The sequence below is a fragment of the Lysobacter sp. Soil_C_59 genome (assembly GCF_057656415.1).
The window spans coordinates 538934-563615 of the sequence record NZ_JBDGKK010000001.1 but is presented as its reverse complement, the minus strand read 5'-3'; the positions used below and the strand labels follow the sequence as shown (position 1 = coordinate 563615).

Below are 24682 nucleotides of genomic sequence, written 5' to 3'. Positions count from 1 at the left end.
CCGGTACCTCGATCGCGAATGCGGTCCAGGACAAGCGAGGCAGCCATGGAATCAGCATTGCAATGCATTTTGGGTAACGTCGGACCGGGTGCCCGCGAGAACACGGTGCGACCGATGCGGGCATCGGCGGATACGACTGCCGCGACGGAGGGGCCGCAGCCGGATCCAGCGTCGCCATGTTCGTCGCAGACCGGCGCCGAAGGCCTGTCACTGCAGGAAGTCGTGCTGCGCATCAACCGCGACGATCGCGTCACCGGCAGCTCCCGGGTAGAAGTAGTGGTGGACGTCGCTCCCGGCATCGCCACAACCGTCGTGCAGGCACTACTGGCCCAGGCGGCAGCGCGTGTCGACACCTTCGCCGATCGCATCCATGAGCAGATAGAGCGTGGTGCGACCCGGATCGTGGTTCACCCCGATTCGATCTGGGGCGATGTCGGCAGTTCCGGCGCCTCCGCGGAACAGCCGTTCCTCACCGAAGCGCAATGGGTGGCCGTGCTGCAGGCGGTCTTTCCGCAACGCGGCGATCGCCGCAAGTACCGGCCACAGGGTGTCCGCCGCTTCATCGAGTCGGTGCTGTGGGTCGCGTGCGTCGACTGCGTCTGGAGCGACCTGCCGCGTAACCGTGGTTCGTGGCGCAGCGTATACGTCCGGTTCCTGCGCTGGTCCAGCGCAGGGATCTGGCCGCGAGTCGCCGCAGCCATGGGCGATGCAAGCGGGCCGGGACGGCTCCTTCTGGACCGCCACAATCGCTACCTGACGGAAGCGGCCAAAACCAGGCAGCGACGTCGCAAGAGCGAGTGAGGCAACGGCGAGGCCGCGGTCACTGCGCGATGCGAAGCAGTTCCTCGTCCGACCAGCCGCCACCGAGTGCGCGGTAGACGTCGATGTAGGAAGTCAGCCGCGAGAGCCGGGCGCGCGCCAGGCTGAGTTCGGAGCTCAGCAGCTGCCGCTCGGCATCGAGCACCTCCAGGTAACTGCTGACGCCGGCCTTGTAGCGCAGCCGCTGCAGGCGCAGGTTCTCGCGGTTGGCGGTGGTGCTTTCCTCGTTGGCGCTGATGATGCTCGCCGACTTCTCGTAGGCGCTGACGTTGCTGGAGACTTCGACCAGCGCCTGCAGCACGGTCTGCCGGTAGATGTGCGCGGCCTCGTCGGTCTGCGCGCGGGCGAGGTCGACATTGGCGCCGGCGCGGCCGAAGTCGATGATCGGCAGGTCGACGTACGGGCCCCAGGAGTTGACGCCGAGCGAGCGGCTGCTCGAACCCAGGTCGCTCAGGTCGACTGCGGTACGGCCGAACAGCGCGCTCAGGCCGATGGTGGGGAACGGGAAACGGTTGGCGACGGCTACACCGACGCGTGCGGTCGCGGCATGCAGCTGGTTCTCGGCCAGGCGAACATCGGGACGGCGTTCGAGCAGTTCGGTGGGCAGCCCGGTGGGGATGTCGGGCGAGTCGGGCATTCCGCCATTGGCCATCTGGCTGCCGCGGTCGATGGGCTGCGGGTAACGGCCGAGCAGCTGCGCCAGCGCGTTCTCGGTGGCGAGTATCTGCTGCTCGGTGGACGGCAACTGCGCGCGCGTGGTCGCCAGCTGCGCGATGGCCTGCTGCTCCTCGGCGCCGGAGGCAACGCCGCTGCGCAGCTGCGCGCGAATCAGGCGCAGCGACTCTTCCTGGCTGGTGATGGTGCGCTCGATGATCGCGCGCTCCTCGTCCAGCTCACGCAAAGACAGCCAGGTGGCCGCGACCTGCGTCACCAGCGTGGCCAGCACGCCACGCGCCGCATCCTCGGTGGCCAACAGGTTGGCGCGCGAGGCTTCGCTGCCGCGGCGCAGCTTGCCGAACAGATCGATCTCCCAGACCAGCGACAAACCGGCCGAATAGACCGTGTCGTTGTCACCACTGCCGGGCGATGGGCTTGAACTGAGCGTGCCGCGGATGTCGGGTGCCAGCGAACCGCGCGCGAACCTGGCGTTGGCCCGCGCCTGTTCGACGCGCGACAACGCCTGGCGCAGGTCGAGGTTGTTGTCGATCGCCTCGCGGATCAGCGCCGACAGCTGCGGATCGCGGAACAGGTCGAACCAGGCGACATCGGCGATCGATTGCGCCTCGGCCTGGGTCAACGGCGCGCGGTACTGCACCGGCAGCTCCAGGTCGGGCCGCGAGTAGTTCGGGCCGAGCATGCAGCCGGTGAGCGCGATCGACACACCGATGAGCAGGGCGGCAGCACGCATCAGTGCGCTCCTCCCTCCGACGGCGCCTGCGGCGGGTGTGGCGTCGCCGCGCCTTCCTTGAACTTCGGCGGTCCGCCGAAGCGCTCGGCCAGGCTCTGGATCAGCACGTAAAGCGCAGGCACGACCAGCACCGCCAGCAGGGTCGCGGTGAGCATGCCGCCGAACACCACGGTGCCGACCGAGAACTTGGATGCGGCACCGGCGCCGGAGGCGAGCACCAGCGGCACCACGCCGAGGATGAAGGCGAAGGACGTCATAAGGATCGGCCGCAGGCGCAGCTTGGCCGCCTCCATCGCCGCATCGTGGATCGACATGCCGCTCTCGCGGTAGAGCTTGGCGAACTCCACGATCAGGATCGCGTTCTTCGCCGCCAGGCCTATGAGTGTCACCAGGCCGATCTGCCCGTACACGTTGAAGTCCAGTTTCGCCAGCAGGATCGCGATCAGTGCGCCCAGCACGCCGAAGGGCGTTGCCAGCAGCACCGCGAACGGCACCGCCCAGCTTTCATACAGCGCGGCCAGGAACAGGAACACCACCACCACCGACAACGCCATCACCATCGCGGCCGCATTGCCGGCCTCCACTTCCTCCGCGGTCTGGCCCGACCACTCGTAGCCATAACCTGCCGGCAGCGATTCGGCGGCGACCTCGCGCAGCGCCTGCAACGCGTCGCCGGAGCTGTAGCCCGGCGCCTGCGAGCCGGTCATCTCGGCGCTGCGGTACAGGTTGTAGCGCATGGTGAAACGCGGGCCGATGCCGGGCGTGGCGGTGACCACCGTGTCCAGCGGCACCATCTCGCCATTGCCGTTGCGCACGAACAGCGTTGACAGGGTCGAGATGTCGCGGCGGAACTCGGCGTCGGCCTGCACCGACACGCGGTAGTTCTTGCCGAAGCGGGTGAAGTCGTTGACCTGCAGGCTGCCGAGGAAGACCTGCAAGGTGCCGAACACATCCGAGATCGGAATGCCAAGCTTCTTCACCTTCTCCCGGTCGACAGTGATGCGGTAATTGGGCGTCGATGCCGAGTACGTCGTGGTGATGCGGCCGATCTCCGGTCGCTTCTGCGCTGCCTGGACGAACTGCGCCGCCGTTTCGGCCAGTTCCTCCGCGCTCTGGCCATCGCGCGCCTGCAGCATCATCGAAAAGCCCGACACCGAGCCGAAGCCGGGCAGGGCAGGCGGGTTGAACGCGATCGCCACCGACTCCGGCGTCTGCGCGCCGATGCCCATCGCCTTCTGGATCAGCGCGTTGACCTGCTGCTCCTTCTCCTTGCGGTCTTCCCAGGGCTTGAGCTTGACCACCATCATCGCGGCGTTGGGCGCGGCGGTGCCGGAGATGATGTCGTAGCCGGTGATGCCGAGCACCGCATCGACACCGTCGAGTCCGCGCAGCTTCGCGCTGATCTCGTTGACCACGTTGTCGGTGCGCTTGGTCGAGGATGCATCGGGCAGGATCGCCTGCATGAAGAACGCGCCGACGTCCTCGTCCGGGACGAAGCCCGTGGGGGTGATGCGGAACAGCAGGAACAGGGCGACCAGCAGCACCAGCATCATCACCACGATGTGCTTCAGCGCCCCCGTGCCGCGCTTGGCCACGCCGGTGTAATGGAACGTGAGCCGTTCGAAGTAGTGGTTGAAGCGGGCGAAGAACCGTCCCATCAGTCCCTTCGGCGGGCCGGGCTGCTTGGGCTTCAGCAGCAGCGTGCACAGCGCCGGCGTCAGGGTCAGCGCGACCAGGGCCGAGAACAGCGTCGACACGGCCACGGTCAGCGCGAACTGCTTGTACAACTGGCCAGTCACGCCCGGGACGAACGCCATCGGGATGAACACCGCCGACAGCACCAGCGCGATCGCCACCACAGGGCCGGACACTTCGTCCATGGCCTTGCGCGTGGCTTCCTTCGGCGGAAGCTTGTCGTGCTCCATGATGTGCTCGACCGCCTCGACCACCACGATCGCGTCATCCACGACTATGCCGATCGCCAGCACCATGCCGAACAGCGACAACGTGTTGATCGAGAAACCCAGGAACTGGTACGCGATGAACGTGGCGATCAGCGACACCGGCACCGCCAGCATCGGGATCAACGTGGCACGCCAGCTCTGCAGGAACAGGAACACCACGATCAGCACCAGGATCAGTGCCTCGACGAAGGTATGCACGACCTCCTCAATCGACGCCACCACGAACAGCGAGGTGTCATAGGTAACGTCGTAGGCCAGGTCCTGCGGGAAGCTCTCCGCCAGCCGCTTGACCTCGGCATTGATCAGTTCGGCCGTCTCCAGCGCGTTCGCGCCCGGTGCCAGGGCGATGCTCATCGCCGCCGCCGGCTGGCCGTTGAACTTGGCGACCGTGCTGTAGTCCTTGGCGCCAAGCTCGACCCGGGCGATGTCACGCACGCGGATGTACGAGCCGTCCGGCAGGGAGCGCAGGATGATGTCTTCGAACTCGGACTGCTCGACCAGTCGGCCTTGCAAGCGCAGCGAGTACTGGAAACCGCTGGGCGAATCGGCCGGCGGCTGGCCGACCTGGCCGGCCGCGGCCTGCTTGTTCTGTTCCTGGATCGCGTTGACCACGTCGGTGGCGGTCAGGCCGAGGGTGGCCATCTTGTCCGGCCGCAGCCACAGGCGCATGCCGAATTCGGAACCGTAGACCTTGGCCTCGCCGACGCCCCTGACGCGCTTGAGCGTGTCGAGGATGTAGTTGTAGAGGTAGTTGTTGAGGAACAGCTGGTCGTAGCTGCCCTTGGGCGAATAGAACGAAATGAACATCAGCGTGTCGGGCGAGCTCTTGGCCACCGTCACGCCGATGTCGTTGACCTCGCTGGGCAGGCGGGGCTGGATCTGGGCAACGCGGTTCTGGGTTTCCACCGAGGCGATGTCGACATCGCGTTCCAGGTCGAACGTGACTGATATCGACGTCGAGCCGTCGTCACCGGACACCGACTTGATGTACTTCATGTCGGTGACACCGTTGATCTGGGTATCGAGCGGCGCGGTGACCGCATCCTCGACCACGTCCGCACTCGCGCCCGGATAGAGCGTGGTGACCTTGACGTTGGGCAGGGCGATGTCGGGGAACTGCGAGATCGGCAGGCCGATCATCACCAGCGTCCCGGCCAGCACCAGGAACAGCGATATCACGATCGCAAATACCGGGCGGTCGATGAAGAAGCGCGCCATGGTGTGCGCCCCTCAGCCCTTGGTCGCGCCGCCGGGCGGCTGTGCCACGGGGGCAGGCGCCTGGAGTTGCTCGTACGTCACCTTGGTCACCTTCAGCGGCACGCCCGGGCGCGCCTTCTGCACGCCTTCCACCACCACGGTGTCGCCCGGCTTCAGGCCCTTGTCGATGACCCACAAGCCACCGTAACGCGGGCCGGGGACGACCGGCACCTGTTGCGCCTTGCTATCGGCGTCGACCGTGGTGACGAAGTACTTGCCCAGTGTCTGCACCACGGCGCGATCGGGCACGAGCAGGGCGCCCTTGCGCTGGTCGGCGCGCACCTGGATGCGGGCGAACAGGCCGGGGTAGAGCTGGTGCTGGGGATTGGGAAACTCGGCACGCAGCCGGTACGTGCCGGTGCGCGGGTCCAGCGCACGGTCGGCGAAGATGATCATGCCGGGCAGCTTGTACTCGGTGCCATCGCTGAGGGTCATCCTGACCTGCCGGATCGGATCGTCGGCTTTCGGCGTGCCGCCGCGGTAGCGTCGTTCGTAGTCGAGCAGCTTCGATTCGCTGATGCTGAAGTACACCCACACCGGATCGTCTTCAGACACTTCGGCAAGGACCGTGGTGCCTGCGGTGATCAGGTCGCCGGCGAACACCTGGGCGGCACCGATGCGGCCGGTCAGCGGTGCGGTCACGGTGGCGTACTCGACGCCCAGCGACGCCTGGTCGACCACCGCCTGGTTGGCCGATACCTGCGCCTGCGCGGCCTGCATCGCGGCAACGGCGTTGTCGTAGATCTGCTTGGAAATCGCGTTCTCTTTGACCAGTGGCCCGTAGCGGTCGACGTCCTGGCGGGCGCGGGCGAGGTCGGCGCGGGCGGCCGCGAGGCCGGCACGGGCGTTGGCCTGCTCGGCCAACGGCGCGCGCGGATCGATGCTGAAAAGTTTCTGGCCTTCGGTGACCAGCGAGCCGTCATCGAAGTGCTTGCTCATCAGCACGCCGGTAATCTGCGCGCGCAGCGACACCTCGCGCGAACCGGTGACCTCGCCGACGAATTCCTCGAAAAGCGGTGTGTCCTGCTGCAGGACGGTCATGACCTTGACGGGCACTGCAGCCGGCGGCGGAGGCTCCTTCTTTCCGCAGCCTGCCATCACCACAAGGCTTGCCATTGCCAGGGCAAACGCAAGACCTGCCGACCGGATCACCGGGCCATCGACGTCGGATACGTGCAGGGGTACGTCCGCAGCGGCGATGGTCATGATTTCCACCCTGAAGTCGACGTGGCGAAACCGGGTCCCGCTGTGCCCGCAGCCTTGTTCCGCGCCCGTCCGGTACGAGCTGGGCGGGTTCACCCGTGCGCCTGCGGCGATAGCAGCAGAGTCGATGCAATGGTTTTGTGACGACTTCAGGCCGCTTGGGGCTGCCAGAAGCCTACTCAGCCTCGTGATGGCTATCACGGCCAGTTCACGGGCACCGAGGATGATTGCCCCGTCACAGCGCCGTGGTGGTGGCGTGGCTAAGGGAGAAGGACGGCGATGAAACACGTCTTCGAAAGGCACGTCTTCGTAGTGGCACTCACGCTTACGCTCGCAGCCTGCGCCACAGATCCGGGCACTCGCGAAACCCAGAAGCAGTCCGGCTCGGTAGTCGCCGGCGCGGTGGTGGGCGGCCTGGTCGGCAACATGTTCGGCGGCGGCACGGGCAGGGCACTGATGACCGCGGCCGGTGCAGTGGCAGGCGGCTTCCTCGGCGACCATCTGTACAAGAAGCACGCCAAGTCCGAGTACGAGAAGGACGCCGCGCAGCGCGCACTCAACCAGGGCGCCTCGGGCCAGAAGATCACATGGTCCGATCCGCGCACCAACGAGGCTGGCTACTTCGTCGCCCTCAATACCAAGCGGATGACGGACGGACGCGTTTGCCGCGACTTCCGCCGTGGCCTGAGCATCGGCGGCGAATCGGTCGACGAGACGACCGGCACTGCCTGCAAGAAATCCAACGGGCAATGGGATGTGGGCTGACTCCACTCGGGCTAAAGAACAGGGCGGCACCATCATGATGACCAAGCTGATCCTCCTCCTCATTGTTGCGGCTGCCACGCCGGCGTTCGCGCAGGTCAAGGCCGATGCCGCGCCCGCGCGCTTCGACGCGGCCGATGCGAACCATGACGGCAAAGTCGATCGCAACGAATACGGCGGCTTCGTGCAGGAGCTGGTGCTGCTCTACGACGGCAACGGCGATGGCGATGGCAAGTTGTCGCGCGCCGAGCTGGCGTCGGCACCGGACCCGAGCAAGTTAGACAAGATCGACAGCAACAAGGATGGCTTCCTGACCATCGAAGAGATCGATGTCTTCACCGACAACGATTTCGCGGTGATGGACGCCAATTCCGACGGCGCGGTCGATCGCGCCGAGAGCGCGAAGCACAAATAGGGTGGCCGCAACGCCAGGCCTGGTGCCTGGTGACGCGTGATCCTTGCTGACATCCCGAGGGCGCCGCGGCATCGCCGTGGCGCCTTTTGCGTGTCCGGGCGCCCGGCAGCGCCTCCAGGCACGGGGTGCACTGGCCAAAAAGGGTAAAAAGGGTATATTTACCTCAGGCCCATCCCGAGGACCGCCCCATGGCGCTCCCTCTCAAGCTCGATGCAATCGAAGACCTGCCCAGGACGCCCGCCTCGGACGTCAAGAAGCTCGGCTGGCGCGGCGTGATGAAAGCGATCGGCCGCATGGGCAAGGTCGTGGTGACTAACCACAACGAGCCCGAGGCGGTGATCATCCCGGCCGAGGAATACGACGCAATGATCCGCGCCCTGCACGAAGCCGAAGCGAAGAACGATTCCGCCCTCGACGAGCTGCGCCACCGCTTCGATGAACGCCTTGCCTCGCTGCAGGCCGCCGACGCCGGTGACCGCCTGCGTGCGCTGATGCACGGACCGGCCAGGCTGCGCGGGAAGGTCAAGGCCGGGGCGAGTCATTGAGGGTGAGCCATTGAAGCGTCGTCCCGTGCTCTATGTCCTCGCCGGGGTCAACGGCGCGGGCAAGAGTTCGGTCGGCGGCCACCTGCTCGAACGCGCCGGACTGGGCTGGTTCAACCCCGACACCTTCGCGCGCGAACTGATCGCGCAAAGCGGTTGCGAGCAGACACAAGCCAACGCCGCCGCGTGGCAGGAAGGCATGCGACGCCTGGACGAGGCGATCGGACACGGCAGCAACTACGCATTCGAAACCACGCTGGGCGGGCGTACCGTGTCGGCCAGGATCAAGGCGGCGACACGCACGCATGACGTATTGATGTGGTTCTGCGGACTCTCGTCGCCCGAGCAGCACATCGCCCGCGTCAAAGCCCGCGTGGCCACGGGCGGGCACGATATCCCCGAAGCGAAGATCCGCGAGCGCTACCCGGCCGCACTGGAGAACCTGATCGCGCTGATGCCGGATCTGGCGCATCTGCAGGTGTACGACAACAGCGTCGACGTTGCGCGCGGCAAGACGGTTCCCAATCCAGTGCTGGTCGCGGAGATGGAAGCGGGCAGGCTGGTCTGGCCGGATGACGTGGAGTCGCTCGGGCGCACGCCGGAATGGGCGAAGCCGCTGCTGGAAGCGGCGTTGCTGCTGAGCGGTCGATAGCGACCCAAGCCCCGGAACCTTGCGGTCCCGGGGCGTCATGCTTCATGCGGCAGCGAGCTCGGTGTAACCGGCGGCTCCACCGCCGAAGTACGAAGTGGCCGGCGCCTCACGCAGTAGCGCATTCCCGCGCAGGCGTTCCACCAGGTCCGGATTCCCGATGAACGGCTTGCCGAACGAGACCATGTCAGCGTGACCCGATGCCGTCGCCTCGATGGCGCGCTGCCTGTCGTAGCCGTTGTTGGCGATGTACTGACCCTTGAATGCCGCGCGCAACGCCTTGACGTCGAAAGCACCGTTATCGCCGTGCAACTGCCCCTCGACCACATGCAGATAGGCCAGGCCAATTTCACCGAGGCGGCGGATCAGGTACTCATGGGTTTCCATCGGCGTGCTGTCGAGCGCGGTGTCGCCAATCGCCGTGGACAGCGGTGACAGCCGCAGGCCGACTCGATCGGCGCCCCAGATTTCAGCGACGGCCTCGACGACTTCGAGCGTCAGCCTTGCGCGGTTCTCGATGGAGCCGCCGTAGCGATCCTGGCGCTGGTTGGTGCTGTCGCGCAGGAACTGCTCCAGCAGGTAACCGTTGGCGGCGTGAACCTCGACGCCATCGAAGCCTGCTTCCTTGGCCTTGCGCGCGGCATTGCGGTAGTCCTCGATGATGCCGGCGATCTCGTCGGTTTCCAGTGCGCGCGGCAGGGAGGGCGATTCGAAGCCGGCTTCGGTGAACACGTTGCCACCGGCCTGGAGCGCCGAAGGTGCCACCGGCGCAGCGCCGTCAGCCTGCATGCTGACGTGCGACATGCGGCCGACGTGCCACAACTGCACTACGATCTTGCCGCCCGCATCGTGGACCGCCTTGGTCACGGGCGCCCAGGCATCGACGTGCGCATCGGTGTAGATGCCCGGGGTGTAGGCGTAGCCACGACCCTGCTGAGAGATGTTGGTGGCCTCGGTGATGATGAGGCCCGCCGATGCGCGCTGGCGGTAGTACTCGACCGCGAGCGGCGTCTGCACGCCGTCCATGTCGGCGCGCGAGCGGGTGAGTGGCGCCATGGCGATCCGGTTGGCGACGTCGATGGCTCCAATGCGGGTGGGGGAGAAGAGGAGGTCGGTAGACATGGCGTTTTTCCAGTGGATGCACCGTGGTGCGTTGGAAAGAACAATGCGACCTGCCGACTAATTCATCCAATTTATTTGTTGAATTTCAGATATTCAGGAGCATCATGTCTGGATGCGATACGACCTGAACCTGCTGCCGGTCTTCCTGGCCCTGATGGAGGAGCGCAACGTCACGCGCGCCGCCGCCCGCCTGGGCATCACCCAGCCGGCGTTATCGAATGCGCTGGTCCGGCTGCGCGACATGCTCCAGGACCCGCTCTTCATCCGCGAGCGCTACGGCATGCAGCCAACGCAGAAGGCCGAGTCACTGGCGCCCGGCATCGCCGCGGCGGTGGCCAGCCTCGACGAACTGATCCTGGGCCAGCAGGGGTTCGACCCGGCGAAGGCCGAGCGACTGTTCACCATCGCGCCGAACAGCTACGTCGAGTTCGTGCTGGTGCCGGCAATCGTGGCGCGACTGCGCGAACGCGCACCGGGCATCCGCCTGCGCCTCACGCCGTACGGCACCGACCTCGCTGAAACCGGCGCGATCTCGGGCGAAACGGCCATGGTCCTGGGCCGCATCGTCGACCCACCGGACAACCTGGTCGTGCAGCACCTGATGGACGACGGCCTGGCCTGCGTCGTGCGCGCTGATCACCCGCAGGTCAACAAGCGCCTTTCGAGGAAGCAGTACGAACAGCTCAAGCACGTCAACGTGCTGCCGGCCGGCCGACTGCGGGCCGGCCTGTTCCAGGCGCTTGAGCGGCAGGGACTACGACGCGACGTGGCCGTCTCGGTGACGCACTTCCTGGCGATCCCGGAGATGCTCGCGGTGACTGACTACTGCACCACGCTGCCGATGCAGATCTGCCGGCACCTTGCCGGCGACGCACGGCTGAAGGTGCTACCGGCACCGGTCGACCTGGGCACGTTCCCGACGGAGATGGCCTGGCATGTGCGGTATCGACATGACCCGGCGCATCAGTGGTTGCGGGCGTTGATCAGTGAAGTGGCGGGGGAGGTCGCAAAACAAAACAGCGCGTGACGCCGAGGGGCGTAACGCGCTGTTTTGGCTGGATGAAGTGGTGGAGCGGAGGAGGATCGAACTCCCGACCTTCGCATTGCGAATGCGAAAAATACTCCTTTCCGGCCAGTACCTTGCATTTCAAGTCATTGTTTTATAAGAATCATTCATCTCGCGATACTTCGCGATATGATGACTCCTGCTGGCACCATGCTGGCATGGAGAAGAGATGGCAACAAAGCACCGCACTACGCTGACGGCCAGAGAAGTCGAAAGCGCCAAGCCAAAAACAGCGGCCTATCGCCTCCACGACGCCAAGGTGCCAGGCCTGTCTCTTCGAGTGCTGCCCTCTGGAGTGAAGTCCTGGAACGTAACTTGGGCACGAAACCGCGATCTAGCCATCGGCAAGTGGCCAGGGGTCACCGTCGAGGCCGCCCGCACTCGGGCGCGAGCAAAGCTGGCCGAGGCCGATCAGCATGGCGCGCCCTTGGCCGTCATTGAGGCCAAGAAGCCCAAGGCGTTCACGCTGCGGGAATTCGTCGAGCATGAGTTCAGGCCATGGGCGTCTGTCAACCGAAAATGGGGCGAAGGGGCGGCGGATCGCATCCTCTCCGTATTCGGCGACTACGCGGACAGCCCACTTTCAGAGCTAAACGCCCTGACGCTTGAGAAGTGGCGGTCGAGGCGCGTCAAGTCCGGCATCAGTCAGAACACCTGCAACCGCGATTTGGCGACGCTGAAGTCAGCCCTTAAACGCGCGCTGGAATGGGGACTGATCGACGTCGACAGGCTCGGGGCCGTGAAGCAGGCAAAGGTGGACTCCACCCGAGTGCGATACCTGAGTCCCGACGAAGACAAGCGGCTCCGCCAGGCGCTGGCTGACCGCGATGAAGCCGCGCGCCGAGCCCGCGACAGTAACAATGCCTGGCGGGCTGCACGTGGCCGTGAGCCGCTGCCAGCCCTGGGGCGTGAGGACTTTGGCGATCACCTCGCGCCGGCAGTCTTGCTGTCCCTGAATACTGGGCTGCGGCGCGGAGAATTGACCGCGTTGGAATGGTCCGATATCGATCTCCGCGCCAATCTCTTGACCGTACGTGCCGCCGCAGCGAAGTCGGGCTCCATGCGCCGGGTAAACCTCAACGCGGAGGCCGTGGCGGTGCTGCGGCGCTGGCAGCGCCAGGCAGGTGGTGCTGGCCGCCTCTTTCCTGTGCACGACTTCAAGACGGCATGGTCGACCTTGCTGACGGAGGCGGAAATTGAGGGGTTTCGTTGGCACGACCTGCGCCATACGTTCGCGAGCCGGCTTGCACAGGCCAATGTGAGCCTAAACAAGATTCGTGAATTGATGGGGCACGCCGACCTAAAGATGACCTTGCGATATGCGCACCTTGCAACGGAAGATTTGGCTGACGCCGTCGCTCTTATAAGCGGACCGCAGCCCATGAGGGCGAAACCCAAGAAGAATGGGAGGTCGAAGTGATTCCTCCAGTCTCTGTGATCGCGCGAATGGCGCGACAGTCGTGAAAGCACCGATAAGACTTTAGGTGATGCATCGAATGAAAGTGACGAAGAAGTCGCGCTCAAATAAGGGCAGACGGTCTCCTTCAGAGGAGATAAGGGAGGCACTGTCGCCCGTAATGTCATCGCGAGAGGTTGATGACTTCGAGTCCTTCTTTTGGCGCGAGGTCAATCTATTCCTCCTCCTCGATGGCGCGGACAAAAGTGACAAGAGTGGCAAAGAGGACGTTGCCCGCGCTCGGGATTTGAAGAAGCGTGTGCTAAAGCTGCGGGAAAAGTTGGGGAAAATGCCTCGCGGCGTAAAGGTTCATCTTTCAGAAGCGCATGGCGCGAGGACCCGAAAAAGTATCCATGACCTTATCGATCGACTTGACGTAGATCTTGAGGATATTGGCTTTGCACTTGCTGATGTCGAGGCAGTGCTACTGCAGCGTCCAGATAGTGATGAGAGGGGCAGGCCGCGTGAGGTCCGACGAAATCGCCTCCTCAAGTGCGTATCAGAGAAGCTGGTAGCGACTGGTGTCCGCAAGGGCATGGCCGCTGAAGTGGCCGGACAATGCCTTAGGGCTGCCGGCATCAGGGTTACTGACGATCCCAATGATCTGGCAAAGCTGATCAAGAGCGCGGGAGAGTAATCCCGGAATTTGTTTCTTTTTCTCCCTGGTTTGCCTTTCAGGCCAAGTCGACCATTCGCCTACCGTCGCTTAGCGAAGCGACACAACAGAGTAGGCGTTAGGCATGAAAAACGATTCGGAACCACTGAAACTTGGTCTCAAAGCGATCGCTGAAATGACGGCGGAGTCTCTGCCGCTGATCCACGACGCGATCAATGCCGGTCATCTGGATACCTTCCTTGTCGGGCGTCGGCGGTTCGCCAGGCCGGAAGCTGTCCGAGCCTGGGTGGACTTCCTGGAACGGCGCAGCAAGGCTGGCACGCCTGTCACGTATCGGGCCCGGTCCGGAACTGACAAGGGGGCGGCATGAGTCGCCCTGAAATGAATTCAATTGCGCTGGAGTTCACTCTGCCGGATCGGCCCTGGAAGGGGCTGAGGCGGCGCCCCAGCCGGTTTGCGCCGTTTCACTTCCCCCTTCCGCTGCTGCAAACCCTCGAGTTCGAGGTGGCGGTATTCCGGGCATTGATGCTGAAACCGAATCGGCATCTCTTCTACAGTCGGCACCACACGCTGGAGAAGCAGCGGTGGACGGGGGCGGAACGCGTCTCTCGGGCCGCGCTGCGCGACGGGTATCCCTACGAGGCCGTAGTGGCCTTGATCTCCCAGATCACCACAGAGAAGGATGTGCCTGAATTCCGCCTCACCCCCGCGTTTGCGCGGGAGGTGGTCGATCGGGAGCTGATGCTGCTCCGTCGTCAGGGTTGGTCGAAGTGATGACCATTGAAGCGATCCTGGGGCGCCTCGATGCCGTCAAGCGGAGTGGGAATGGATGGCGTGCAAAGTGTCCGTCATGTGGCGGAAGCGGGCACAAGGTGAGCGTGGCGGAAGGCGACGACGGCAAGATCCTGATCCACTGTTTCGGTGGGTGCGATGTGCTCTCGGTTCTGCAATCGCTCGGCTTGGCTGCAGCTGACCTCTTCCCGGAGCGCCTCCGCGACGACACTCCTGACGCCCGTCGTAAGGTTCGGAGGGCGGCAAGGGAGGCTCAATGGGGAGCAGCGCTTGACGTCCTGGACGCGGAAGCGCGCGTCATCGTTATTGCGGGTAGGCAAATCGCGAGTGGAACTCCTCTGTGCACGGGTGACTCAGCACGACTGGCCACGGCCGTGCGAAGGGTGGCGAACGCACGCACTGTGCTCCGTGACCATGTCCACTTTAGGCCTCAGGTGTCGGCATGACTGTTCAAGCTGCCAATGCGGAGGTCAATGCACTCGAGGCTACCGACCACATCGTAGAGCTGAATCGCGAGCATGCAGTGGTGCTGATGGCGGATAAAGCGCTCATTCTCCGCGAAACGAAGAACGAACGCGGGGCACGATATGTGCAATTTCTGGCGACCACGGCGATGAAGACCTTCTTTGCCAACAGAACGGTAGTCGTTGAGACTATCGACGGGTACGGCCGCGTGCGAAGCAAAAAAGTTCCTGTCTTCGACGACTGGATGCGATCGCCTGGCCGTCGCAGCTATGCGGGCGTGACGTTCGCGCCTGGAAACAATGCGCCGGAAGGCTACTACAACCTGTGGGGTGGTTTCTCCGTCGCTCCTTTGGAGTGCGGCTTGTTGAGTGCGGCTCTCAAATGCCGCCGGCTGTTGTCACACCTGAAGACCAACGTGTGCGGAAGGAATCGCGAGCACTTCCGCTATTTGCTGGCATGGACAGCCGACATGATGCAGGCGCCGGACGAGAAAAAAGGCGTGGCCTTGGTGCTGCGGGGCGAGAAAGGTGTCGGGAAGTCGACGTTCTCGGATGTGATTCGCAATCTGCTCGGAGAACATTCGATCAAGGTGTCGCACATGCGCCATCTTACGGGCAATTTCAATCGTCATTTGTCCGACAAGCTGTTGATTGTGGCGGAGGAATCGTTCTGGGCCGGAGATAAGAACGACGAAGGCCCGCTGAAAGACATGATTACAAGCGACACGTTGACGGTTGAGGCAAAAGGGATCGATGCAGTGGAGATCCGCTCGCTGTGTCGCATCATCATGGTGACGAACTCGGAGTGGGCGGTGCCCGCCACGGGCGATGAGCGTCGTTACTTCGTGTTGGACGTCGGGAGTGGCCGCCGCCAGGATCACGCCTATTTCGCAGCTATCCACGGGCAGCTCAACGGAAATGACCGCGAAGGGCTGCGCGCGCTCCTGGCGTTCCTACTGAAGTTCCCCATAGGACGCTACAACTTGCGGCGTGTTCCGGAAACTCTGGCTCTGCGCTCACAGCGGGCGTTGAGCTTGGAACCGCACGCACAGTTCATACTCGATTCGCTGTTGGACCGCCGCATTGCTGGGGTCAACTGGTGCTGGGGCGCGCTTGTCAGCAAGGACGCCGTTTACGAAGCCTATTGCGACATCTCCAAGAAACGCGGCAAGTCCCATCTCATGGCCCCAAGCGTATTTGCAAAGCAGTTCATTGCCGCTACGGGGGCGAAGGCCACACGCCCGCGCGCTGAGGGGGCTCGTGTATGTTCCTGGGAGCTTCCGGCCTGGGGGGACGCCGCCGCCAGCTTCGAGGTTCGATATCGCGTGGACGTCAAGGCACTGGCCGAAACCGAGGTTCAGCTGGACGAAGGCCCATTTTGATTTTGTCCGTGACGCAGCCCGATTGCCATTTCCGCTGACCGCTGGAGTACCGCGTCGTTACTACTCGTGGTCAGGGTGGACGCGGTGGTCGGACTGGTCGCCGCGAAAGGCGGCACTAGGGAAATACACGGGGGTGATATGGAGGCCCCGTGCAAATCATTTCACTGACTTCACTTTCGTCCTTGACCACTCTGACCACCCTGACCAAACCAGGGCGCGGGCTAGGCCGGTCTTGCCACGCCACTTTGGCGCGGGTCCTTCCTTGACCCGGCACCCTTGTGGGGTCGCCGACACCGCTCAGACCGCTGTGTGGGTGCCTTCCAAAACTCGATTTGTTGTTCGTGTCGCTGCGAGCTGCTAACCCCTGCTAGGAGGCCTGTAGGGGCCACCTCTACCCCCGGCCGCAGCTGGAGTACGATGGTCCTGGATGGAATCTGGTAGATTTCAGCGCCCCCGCCCGTGCCGAGATAAGCTGATGACCGAAGAGGTCTTCACAATCAAGGAAGTAGCCGCGCTGCTGAAGCTTGCGGAGAAGACCGTGTACTCGATGGCGAACACCGGAGAGTTGCCGGCCTTTAAAGTCCGCGGTCAATGGCGGATCCGTGGCGCGCAGCTTGAGCGTTGGATGGAGGAGCAGCCCAGGGGGGGCGGGGATGGACGGACGTGAAAGCGGCGCTGCCCGCACAAACTTTGCTTGCCTCGAAGTACACGACGAGCAACTCGTTCGCTTGGGAATGCTGGCTGAGCGCTACTTTGCTGGGGATCCGAATACCACCCTGCTGAAGCTAAGGCAGCTTGCCGAGTTGCTTGCTCAGCTTGTCGCCACCAAGGTCGGACTCTATACCTCTCAAGACGAAGCTCAGTACGAGCTCCTCCGTCGATTGCAGGATCAGGGCATCCTCCCTCGCGAGATCGCGCAACTCTTCGGAGAGGTTCGACGCGCTGGTAATGCCGCGAATCATGCAATCACTGGCGACCATCGCACAGCGCTTGCAGTCCTCAAGATCACCTGGCAACTTGGGGTCTGGTTCCATCGCACTTTTGCCAACCCTGCTTTTCGATCAGGGCCTTTCGTTCCGCCAATCGCGCCGAAAGACGAAAGTGAAGAACTCCGGGCCGAACTCGTAGCACTTAATCGAGCGCTCGCCGACCATCAGGCCGCCCATCACATGGCGGCAGAACGCCTGGCGTCGGCAGAAGCCAAGTTGCGCGAGGCAAAGGACGAGCAGAGCTTCTGGGAGCAGATGGCCGCCGAGGCCGAGCAAGCCAAAGCCGCACTCGAGCAGAAGCTCTCGGCGGAACAGGTGCACGGCTCGGCACAACCCAAAGGGGCGGTGGCGGCGCTCGTTACGGCCGCTACAACCGCAGCAAGTGCGGTCGAGCTTGACGAAGCCGATACACGCAAGCTGATCGACCAGCAGCTCCGCGAGGTAGGGTGGACTGTCGACTCCGCTCGACTGACTTTCGGCAAGGGAACGCGTCCGGAGAAAGGGAAGAATCTCGCGATTAGCGAGTGGCCAACGTCGAGCGGTCCCGTCGACTACGTCCTCTTCGTAGGCTTAACGCCTGTGGCAGCCGTCGAAGCGAAGCGGAAGAACATTGACGTCTCGGGTTCTCTCCAGCAGGCGAAGCGCTACAGCCGGAGCTTCAGGCCCAGCGATGGACTCGCATCGGCAGGCGGACCTTGGCGCGAATTCCAGATTCCGTTCGTGTTCTCTTCCAACGGTCGACCCTACTTGCGTCAGCTTGCCACCCGCAGCGGAACCTGGTTCTGCGACGTGCGTAACCCCGAGAATCTCGGGCATGCGCTCGATGGTTGGTACACGCCCGATGGCCTTCTCTCCCTGCTTAAACGCGACGAGGAGCGGTCTCACGAGCAGCTTAGAAATGAACCATTTAACTATGGCTTCCCTCTTCGCCACTATCAGCAGGCCGCCATCCAGGCTGCCGAAGCCACAATCGGCAAAGGCCAGCGCGAAATGCTCCTCGCGATGGCGACGGGCACCGGCAAGACAAAGACCTGTATCGCCCTCATTTACCGCCTGTTGAAGGCGCAGCGCTTCCGTCGGGTGCTGTTCCTCGTCGATCGCTCAGCCCTGGGGGAGCAAGCAGCGAACGCATTTAAAGACACGCGAATGGAGAGTCTTCAGACGTTCGCTGACGTCTTCGGTATCAAAGAGTTGGACGACCAGCGACCCGACACCGATACCGCGGTACACGTCGCCACGGTGCAGGGGCTCGTGCAGCGTGTGCTATACCCCGCTGAAGGGGCGCCGCCGCCGTCGGTCGATCAGTACGATTGCATCGTTGTCGACGAGTGCCATCGCGGCTATCTGCTGGACCGAGAGCTCTCTGATGTCGAGCTCGAGTTTCGCAGCTTCGACGACTACATCTCAAAGTACCGTCGCGTGCTCGATTATTTCGACGCGGTGAAGATCGGTCTCACGGCTACGCCTGCGCTACACACAACCCAGATCTTTGGCGTGCCGATCTTCAACTATGGCTACCGCGAGGCTGTCATCGATGGGTACCTAGTTGATCATGAGCCTCCTGTGCAGATCAGTACGCAACTTTCGAGCGGCGGCATCGTATGGAGTCCAGGTGAGGAGGTGACGGTCTACAACCCGAGCCAAAATCACGTCGAACTGTTCACCACGCCCGACGAGATCCGCATTGACGTCGATGGCTTCAACAGGAAGGTCATCACCGAATCGTTCAATCGCGTCGTCTGTGAGTATCTCGCTGGGGAGCTTGATCCATCGTCACGCCAGAAGACCCTCATCTTTTGCGTGAATGATGCTCACGCAGACATGGTCGTCGACCTACTCAAAAAGGCCTTTGCGAAGCAGTACGGAGGCGTGGAGGACGATGCGGTGCTCAAGGTCACCGGGGCTGCAGATAAGCCGCTGCAACTCATCCGCCGCTTCAAGAATGAACGCTCTCCAAACGTGGCGGTGACGGTTGACCTGCTCACAACGGGCATTGACGTGCCAGAAATCTGCAACCTTGTGTTCATGCGAAGAGTTAATAGCCGCATCCTTTTCGACCAGATGCTTGGCCGCGCTACCCGGTTATGCGACGAGATTGGAAAGGAGACCTTCCAAGTCTTTGACGCTGTAAAGATCTACGAGGCGCTACAGAACGTAACGGCGATGCAACCGGTTGTGGTAAACCCGTCCATCACCTTTAAGCAGCTCAGCGCCGAGCTTGGCAGCGTGTCGACGGATGAGGGCCGTAGTGTCGTACGCGATCAATTTATCGCCAAGTTGCAGCGAAAGAAGCGCCACCTTGACGACTCACAGGTGCGTGACTTCGAAGTCTGTGCCGGCATGCCGCCCGACGACTTCATCCGACGGCTCCGTACGTTGGCATTCCCTGATATCGCTGCTTGGTTCACTCAGAATCCTGACCTTGGAGAAATTCTCGATCGCAAGGCGTCCGGTCAGAGGCAACCAACCTACGTCTCAGCGCATGAGGACGCGCTGATCGGCGCAGAGCACGGCTACGGTAATGCGAAGAAGCCAGAAGACTACCTCGAGGAATTTACTGACTTCATTAAGAGCCGGAGCAACGCTATTCCTGCCCTTGTCACGGTGCTCACGCGTCCTCGGGAGCTCACGCGCAAGCAGCTACGGGAGCTGGCGCTTGAGTTGGACCGAGCCGGGTTCACGGAGGCAAACCTATCCACGGCCTGGCGGGAGATGACGAACCAGGACGTTGCCGCGCGCATCATCGGCTACATCCGCAAGGTGGCCATTGGCGACGCCCTGGTGCCCTACGAGCAGCGCGTCGACCATGCGCTCCAGTCCATCCTCTCTTCAAAGAGCTGGACCACGCCGCAGCGACAGTGGCTCCAGAGGATCGCCTCGCAGACGAAGGCGAATCTGATCGTTGACCGCGCCGCGCTCGACGACCCTGACCTCGTATTCAAACGCGAAGGTGGCGGTTTCGCGCGACTGGATCGCATATTTTCGGGTGAGCTCACGAACGTGCTCGACAGCTTCAACGATTCAATTTGGCCGCCTGCGGCCTGACCGATAGGAATACATGAGTACCGTAACTAACGACATAGTCCAGAAGCTCTGGAACCTCTGCAACGTCCTCAAGGATGATGGGGTCACGTATCACCAGTATGTAACCGAGCTCACGTATCTCCTCTTCCTCAAGATGGCGAAAGAAACGGGTGCTGAGGACCAGATACCCGCTGGATACCGCTGGGATGATCTAGAGAAGAAGCCCGCCCCAGACAGACTCGAGCATTACAAGATTGCTTTGGTTCACCTGGGCACTCATGGGTCAACCTTGGTGAAGGAAATATTTGGAAACGCCAGTTCCTTCATCAAAAAGCCCGCGACACTGTCTACGCTGGTTGCCGAGATCGACAAGCTCGATTGGTACAGCGCGCGTCAAGAAGGCCTCGGCGATCTCTACGAGGGGCTGTTGGAGAAGAACGCGAACGAGAAGAAATCGGGAGCAGGTCAGTATTTCACGCCGCGGCAGTTGATCGACTCGATGGTGGCCTTGATGCAGCCCACCCTTGAGGACTTAATCCAGGACCCTGCAGCGGGTACTGGCGGCTTCCTTATCGCTGCGAACCACTATATTCGCGAGCACGGCGATCCGGATAGCTGGACAGAAGGCCAACAGCGGAAGTACCGCCGGGGCACGTTCTATGGCATGGAGCACGTGCAGGATACGCATAGGCTCGCGTTGATGAATTTGATGCTCCATGGCCTCGATTCGGACCCTCTGGCGGCTGGTATTCGCTACGGAGACACGCTCTCGCCCGAAGGGCAGGCGCTACCCAAAGCGACACTGATGCTTACAAATCCACCGTTCGGTACAAAAAAGGGTGGTGGATTGCCGACGCGCACGGATTTCACTTTCCCCACGAGCAACAAGCAGCTCTGTTTCCTTCAGCATATCTATCGGGGGCTGAGTCCTGGCGGGCGCGCAGCTGTAGTGTTGCCGGACAACGTGCTCTTCGAGGGAAATGTCGCTAAGCAGATCCGCACGGATCTCATGGACAAATGCAACCTGCACACGATCCTGCGCCTGCCGACCGGAATCTTCTACGCGCAGGGCGTGACGACAAACGTCTTGTTCTTTACGCGTGGAGAGAAGGACAAGGGCAACACGAAGGAGGTTTGGGTTTACGACTTGCGGACCAATATGCCGCAATACGGCAAGCGTACCCTCCTGCCGCGCGAACATTTCGCAGAGTTCGAGGCAGCTTTCGGCACTGATGCGCTTGGAAAGCCAAAAAGCCTCGAGAAGCGGAAAGATACGGGGGAAGAGGGTCGCTTCCGAAAGTTCACCAGGGAGTGGATCGCTGAGCGTGGCGAGAGCCTGGACATCACCTGGCTTAAGGACGCGAGCGACAGCGCAAATGGCGACCTGCCCGAACCGGCGGTGCTGGCGAGGGAGGCGATTGCTGAGCTAGAGGGGGCATTCGAGGAGCTGCGCGGAATCCTGGCCGAGTTTGATGATGAGCTTGACGAGGTGGATGCGTGAGTGAGCTTCCTCCCGGATGGGAAACCGCATCACTTGGCGACGTTAGCGACGTCATTCGCGGAATCACGTTTCCAGCAGCCGCAAAAGAGCGAGAGAAGACGGGCGAAAACGTCTGCTGCCTTAGGACTACGAATATCCAACGGGAAGTCGACTGGCAGGATGTCTACTTTGTTCCCAAGGAGTATGTGAAGCGTGAGGATCAGCTCGTCCAAGTCGGTGACATCCTCATGTCAATGGCAAATAGCTACGAGCTAGTCGGCAAGGTCGCTGTCGCGCGGGCAGTTCCCCACGAAACGGCTTTTGGCGCATTTCTTAGTGCGGTCCGACCAAGAGGTGCGCTCGTCGGTCAATACTTGTTCCACTTTTTGCGGACGGAATACGCGCAAAGAACCCTCCGTGAGGGCTCAAGTCAGACGACGAATATCGCTAATATCTCTGTTGGTACTCTCGGCAGTATCTCGGTTCCTGTCGCGCCATTCCGCGAGCAGCAACGTATTGCCGATAGGCTAGATGCTCTTCTCGCGCGAGTGGACGCCAGCAGAGAGCGGCTCGAACGCGTCCCCGCCATCCTCAAGCGCCTACGCCAGTCCGTTCTTGCGTCTGCTACCAGTGGGGAGCTCACTCGGGAGTGGCGAGAGGAGCAGGGACGGAATTTCGAATGGGAAACAGCAAAGCTGGGGGATGTTGGCCACGTCACTGGTGGGATCACGAAGAACGCTCGCCGTGCGAACGCGCCACTAATGCGAAAGTACCTGCGTGTCGCAAACGTCTACGCGAATCGCTTCGAACTCGATGACATCGCGGAGATAGGAACGAATCCGGATGAATTTGCAAGAACTCGGCTATGCGCTGGGGATGTCCTTATCGTAGAGGGCAATGGGAGCGTCGAACAGATCGGTCGAGCGGCGCTTTGGCGTGGCGAGATTGACGAGTGTGCCCATCAGAATCACCTCATTCGCTGGCGCGCCAAAGGCGCAGTCATTCCCGAATTTGCCCTCTACTGGCTACTGTCGCCTTCAGGTCGCGCTTCGCTGGTCGAATTCGCAAAGTCCAGTGCAGGTCTGCACACCCTGAGCCTCTCCAAGGTGTCGGCTGTGCCGCTCTTAGTGCCACCTTTGGATGAACAAGGTGAAGTCGTCAGGCGCGTTGCGGAGCTGTTTGAGTTCATAAGCAGGCTTGAGGGTCGCGTTTCTATTGCGAGCAAACAGGTAGAGCGTTTGATCCCGAGCATTCTCGCGAAGGCCTTCCGCGGCGAGCTTGTCCCGCAGGATCCTAACGATGAACCCGCGTCGGAGCTGCTAGCAACGCTGAAGGCGCAGCGGGAAGTGTCAACTGTAGAGACAACACGAACACGGCAGAAAGTACTCCGGAAGCGATCACCTATGAGCAGCGCGAACAGAGAAACGGTCAAGGCGGTCATCATGAAAATGACAACCGACGCTTTTACTTTTGAGGATCTATGGGCCCAATTCGGTGGTGACTACGAGTCACTAAAGGACGCGCTCTTGGAGCTTCTTCAGGAACCTGCCCCGGTCGCGCGTCAGGTATTCAATAAGAAGACCCAGGTCATGCAGCTTGTGAGAGCGGGGTCGTGAAACTTACGCGTGTACACATCGTCAAGGCGGCTACTTGCGGCGGCCTTCTAGACGGACTCGATGTTGGCTTGAGGGGGGCGCCGACGGGTTTCGAGTCGTTTGATCCCCTTTGTCTTGTGGGGCCCAATGGCGCCGGGAAGTCGCAGTTTCTGCAGGTCGTCGCCGAGGCGTTCCAGGCGGTCTTCCACGCGTGCGTGGAAGATGAGGAGCGTGCGAAGGGAAACGAGGAACTCCAGTTTGAGCTTGAGTACGCCATCCGTCCCGACGCAACTGACGATTACGTGATGGTTCGTCTGTCGCGCCTTGCGGAGGGAAAGCGACGACCCGTGCTCAAGGTCCATCGAAAGGTCGGCCTCGACTGGGTTGAGTGTTCAATCGCTGAGCCTGCTACTCGGGAGCTACTGCCGTCTCGCGTCATCGGATACACATCCGGCGACAATGAAACATTGAGCCTCCCATTCTTGGTGAGCCGGACGGGCTACGCTGACGCTGTCGGCAAGCAGGCCCTTGAGATGGTCCCGGACGCAAAGGAGAAGTCTGTCCCAGACACACGTCTCATGCTCGTTGACTACGGGACGCACCTCGAAGTTCTCGTGGCGAATCTACTCTTGGGGTCAGGTTTGGAACGTGCTGCGCTGTTACGAGATGCCAGGCTCAAGGAGGTTCACTCGTTTCGGTGCGTCATCCAGTTGAATCACGGCGCGGCTCCCAAGTTTTCAGCGCGCGGGGCGCCAAGCAGGAAGCGCAAGGGAGTGCAGCTTACGGATGAACTCGAGCGCTACATCGACCAGATGAAGAGATGCTCGACGTGTCACTCATACGATGAGAAGACTGAGACATACATATTCGATTTCTTAGTGGACGAGCAAACTCGAGAAGCCTTTGGTTTCTTTTGGAAGACCACAATTGATTTGTACTCAACGCTTCACAAACTCTCGATGTTGAATGATCTGACGATTCCGAAGGTGGCCCGAGAGCGCCTACTTCGAGACATCAAGACGCGGAGGTTTGCTTCTCGTTTGCCGGAGCCTCAGGACGAAGACCGTGTATTCCGTTTCGAGCAGGTGCGGTTTGTTCCGCAAATGGGCCAGGGTGTCGTTGACTACGTTTCACTATCTGATGGAGAGCACCAGCTCGCGCAGATCCTGGGAACCATGTGCATGGCATCGTCCGCCAATGCTCTTTTCCTGTTGGACGAGCCCGAATCCCATTTCAATCCGCAGTGGCGCGTCAAGTTCATTTCGCGCTTGATGGATCTCCCAACGGCTAACGGTAAGCGCAGTAGCGTGGACGACAAGGTCAGTCAGCAAGACTGTCTACTAACGACACACTCTCCGTTCGTTCCTTCAGATATGTCGCGGGAAAAGGTGCTGATTTTCAAAAAAACGGCGGAGAAGGGTGTCGAAGTCCGTCGGCCGCAGATTGAAACTTTCGGAACTACTTTCGACACGATACTTGAGGAGTGCTTCGGAATTTATCCGCCGATGTCTGATGTGCCAAGGCGAGAAATTGAAGAGTTGATGAAGAGTAACAATGCTGAAGAGATACGAACGGGAATCGCGCGCCTTGGTGATTCCGTGGAAAAGGTGTTCTTGATGGATCACCTTCGAAATCTCCCGGAACAGGAGGGCGCGTAAAAGTGCTCTTCGGGTATCC

The 24682-nt window shown here is 61.9% G+C and carries 20 protein-coding genes; 16 read left to right on the top strand and 4 right to left on the bottom strand.

Annotated features, from left to right (window positions below; all coding sequences use genetic code 11):
- Nucleotides 1-45: 45 nt before the first annotated feature.
- Nucleotides 46-801, top strand: coding sequence for a transposase (locus tag AC3A3Q_RS02440; protein ID WP_487584728.1), 756 nt, complete (start codon nt 46-48; stop codon nt 799-801).
- Nucleotides 802-820: 19 nt separating this feature from the next.
- Here the strand turns inward: AC3A3Q_RS02440 and AC3A3Q_RS02435 are convergent, their stop codons facing one another.
- The 3 genes from AC3A3Q_RS02435 to AC3A3Q_RS02425 are packed head-to-tail and all read right to left on the bottom strand — an operon-like array spanning nt 821 to nt 6654.
- A complete protein-coding gene (locus tag AC3A3Q_RS02435) occupies nt 821-2227 on the bottom strand; it encodes an efflux transporter outer membrane subunit (RefSeq protein ID WP_487584727.1) in 1407 nt (468 codons plus the stop codon).
- Nucleotides 2227-5409, bottom strand: a complete 3183-nt coding sequence (locus AC3A3Q_RS02430; protein WP_487584726.1) for an efflux RND transporter permease subunit — start codon at nt 5407-5409, stop codon at nt 2227-2229. The genes AC3A3Q_RS02435 and AC3A3Q_RS02430 overlap by 1 nt, the downstream gene beginning before the upstream one ends.
- A gap of 12 nt (nt 5410-5421) precedes the next feature.
- Entirely contained in the window at nt 5422-6654 is a 1233-nt protein-coding gene (locus AC3A3Q_RS02425) for an efflux RND transporter periplasmic adaptor subunit (protein WP_487584725.1), read from the bottom strand.
- 276 nt (nt 6655-6930) lie between these two features.
- On the opposite strand from AC3A3Q_RS02425, the gene AC3A3Q_RS02420 reads away from it, so the two are divergent.
- The 4 genes from AC3A3Q_RS02420 to AC3A3Q_RS02405 all read left to right on the top strand — a co-directional run bounded on the left by AC3A3Q_RS02420 (nt 6931) and on the right by AC3A3Q_RS02405 (nt 9022).
- Nucleotides 6931-7416, top strand: coding sequence for an RT0821/Lpp0805 family surface protein (locus AC3A3Q_RS02420; RefSeq protein WP_487584724.1), 486 nt, complete (start codon nt 6931-6933; stop codon nt 7414-7416).
- 37 nt (nt 7417-7453) lie between these two features.
- Nucleotides 7454-7828 (top strand): EF-hand domain-containing protein, encoded by a 375-nt coding sequence (locus tag AC3A3Q_RS02415; RefSeq protein WP_487584723.1) that lies wholly within the window; start codon nt 7454-7456, stop codon nt 7826-7828.
- 188 nt (nt 7829-8016) lie between these two features.
- Complete coding sequence (locus AC3A3Q_RS02410) at nt 8017-8373, top strand: type II toxin-antitoxin system prevent-host-death family antitoxin (protein WP_487584722.1); 357 nt, start codon at nt 8017-8019, stop codon at nt 8371-8373.
- Between the two features lie 10 nt (nt 8374-8383).
- A complete protein-coding gene (locus tag AC3A3Q_RS02405) occupies nt 8384-9022 on the top strand; it encodes an ATPase (protein ID WP_487584721.1) in 639 nt (212 codons plus the stop codon).
- A 42-nt stretch (nt 9023-9064) separates the two neighbouring features.
- Here the strand turns inward: AC3A3Q_RS02405 and AC3A3Q_RS02400 are convergent, their stop codons facing one another.
- A complete protein-coding gene (locus AC3A3Q_RS02400; RefSeq protein WP_487584720.1) occupies nt 9065-10141 on the bottom strand; it encodes an alkene reductase in 1077 nt (358 codons plus the stop codon).
- A 112-nt stretch (nt 10142-10253) separates the two neighbouring features.
- On the opposite strand from AC3A3Q_RS02400, the gene AC3A3Q_RS02395 reads away from it, so the two are divergent.
- The 11 genes from AC3A3Q_RS02395 (at nt 10254) to AC3A3Q_RS02345 (ending at nt 24663) form a co-directional block, all read left to right on the top strand.
- A complete protein-coding gene (locus tag AC3A3Q_RS02395) occupies nt 10254-11168 on the top strand; it encodes a LysR family transcriptional regulator (RefSeq protein ID WP_487584719.1) in 915 nt (304 codons plus the stop codon).
- A 208-nt stretch (nt 11169-11376) separates the two neighbouring features.
- Nucleotides 11377-12627, top strand: coding sequence for a site-specific integrase (locus AC3A3Q_RS02390; protein WP_487584718.1), 1251 nt, complete (start codon nt 11377-11379; stop codon nt 12625-12627).
- 76 nt (nt 12628-12703) lie between these two features.
- Entirely contained in the window at nt 12704-13300 is a 597-nt protein-coding gene (locus AC3A3Q_RS02385; RefSeq protein WP_487584717.1) for a hypothetical protein, read from the top strand.
- Nucleotides 13301-13403: 103 nt separating this feature from the next.
- Nucleotides 13404-13649, top strand: coding sequence for a hypothetical protein (locus AC3A3Q_RS02380; RefSeq protein WP_487584716.1), 246 nt, complete (start codon nt 13404-13406; stop codon nt 13647-13649).
- Nucleotides 13646-14053 carry a hypothetical protein gene (locus AC3A3Q_RS02375; protein ID WP_487584715.1) on the top strand — a complete coding sequence of 136 codons (408 nt, stop codon included), beginning with the start codon at nt 13646-13648 and terminating at the stop codon, nt 14051-14053. The genes AC3A3Q_RS02380 and AC3A3Q_RS02375 overlap by 4 nt, the downstream gene beginning before the upstream one ends.
- 460 nt (nt 14054-14513) lie before the next feature.
- The gene (locus tag AC3A3Q_RS02370; RefSeq protein ID WP_487584714.1) at nt 14514-15917 is read left to right on the top strand and encodes a DUF5906 domain-containing protein; all 1404 of its coding nucleotides are present in this window, start codon (nt 14514-14516) and stop codon (nt 15915-15917) included.
- A 475-nt stretch (nt 15918-16392) separates the two neighbouring features.
- Nucleotides 16393-16584: a helix-turn-helix domain-containing protein gene (locus AC3A3Q_RS02365; RefSeq protein WP_487584713.1), complete on the top strand. Its 192-nt coding sequence runs from the start codon at nt 16393-16395 to the stop codon at nt 16582-16584.
- Nucleotides 16571-19951, top strand: coding sequence for a type I restriction-modification system endonuclease (gene hsdR / locus AC3A3Q_RS02360; RefSeq protein WP_487584712.1), 3381 nt, complete (start codon nt 16571-16573; stop codon nt 19949-19951). Before AC3A3Q_RS02365 ends, hsdR begins: the two co-directional genes overlap by 14 nt.
- A gap of 13 nt (nt 19952-19964) precedes the next feature.
- Nucleotides 19965-21431, top strand: a complete 1467-nt coding sequence (locus tag AC3A3Q_RS02355; protein ID WP_487584711.1) for a class I SAM-dependent DNA methyltransferase — start codon at nt 19965-19967, stop codon at nt 21429-21431.
- Nucleotides 21428-23026, top strand: coding sequence for a restriction endonuclease subunit S (locus AC3A3Q_RS02350; RefSeq protein ID WP_487584710.1), 1599 nt, complete (start codon nt 21428-21430; stop codon nt 23024-23026). The genes AC3A3Q_RS02355 and AC3A3Q_RS02350 overlap by 4 nt, the downstream gene beginning before the upstream one ends.
- Nucleotides 23023-24663: a restriction system-associated AAA family ATPase gene (locus tag AC3A3Q_RS02345; protein ID WP_487584709.1), complete on the top strand. Its 1641-nt coding sequence runs from the start codon at nt 23023-23025 to the stop codon at nt 24661-24663. The genes AC3A3Q_RS02350 and AC3A3Q_RS02345 overlap by 4 nt, the downstream gene beginning before the upstream one ends.
- Nucleotides 24664-24682 lie beyond the last annotated feature (19 nt).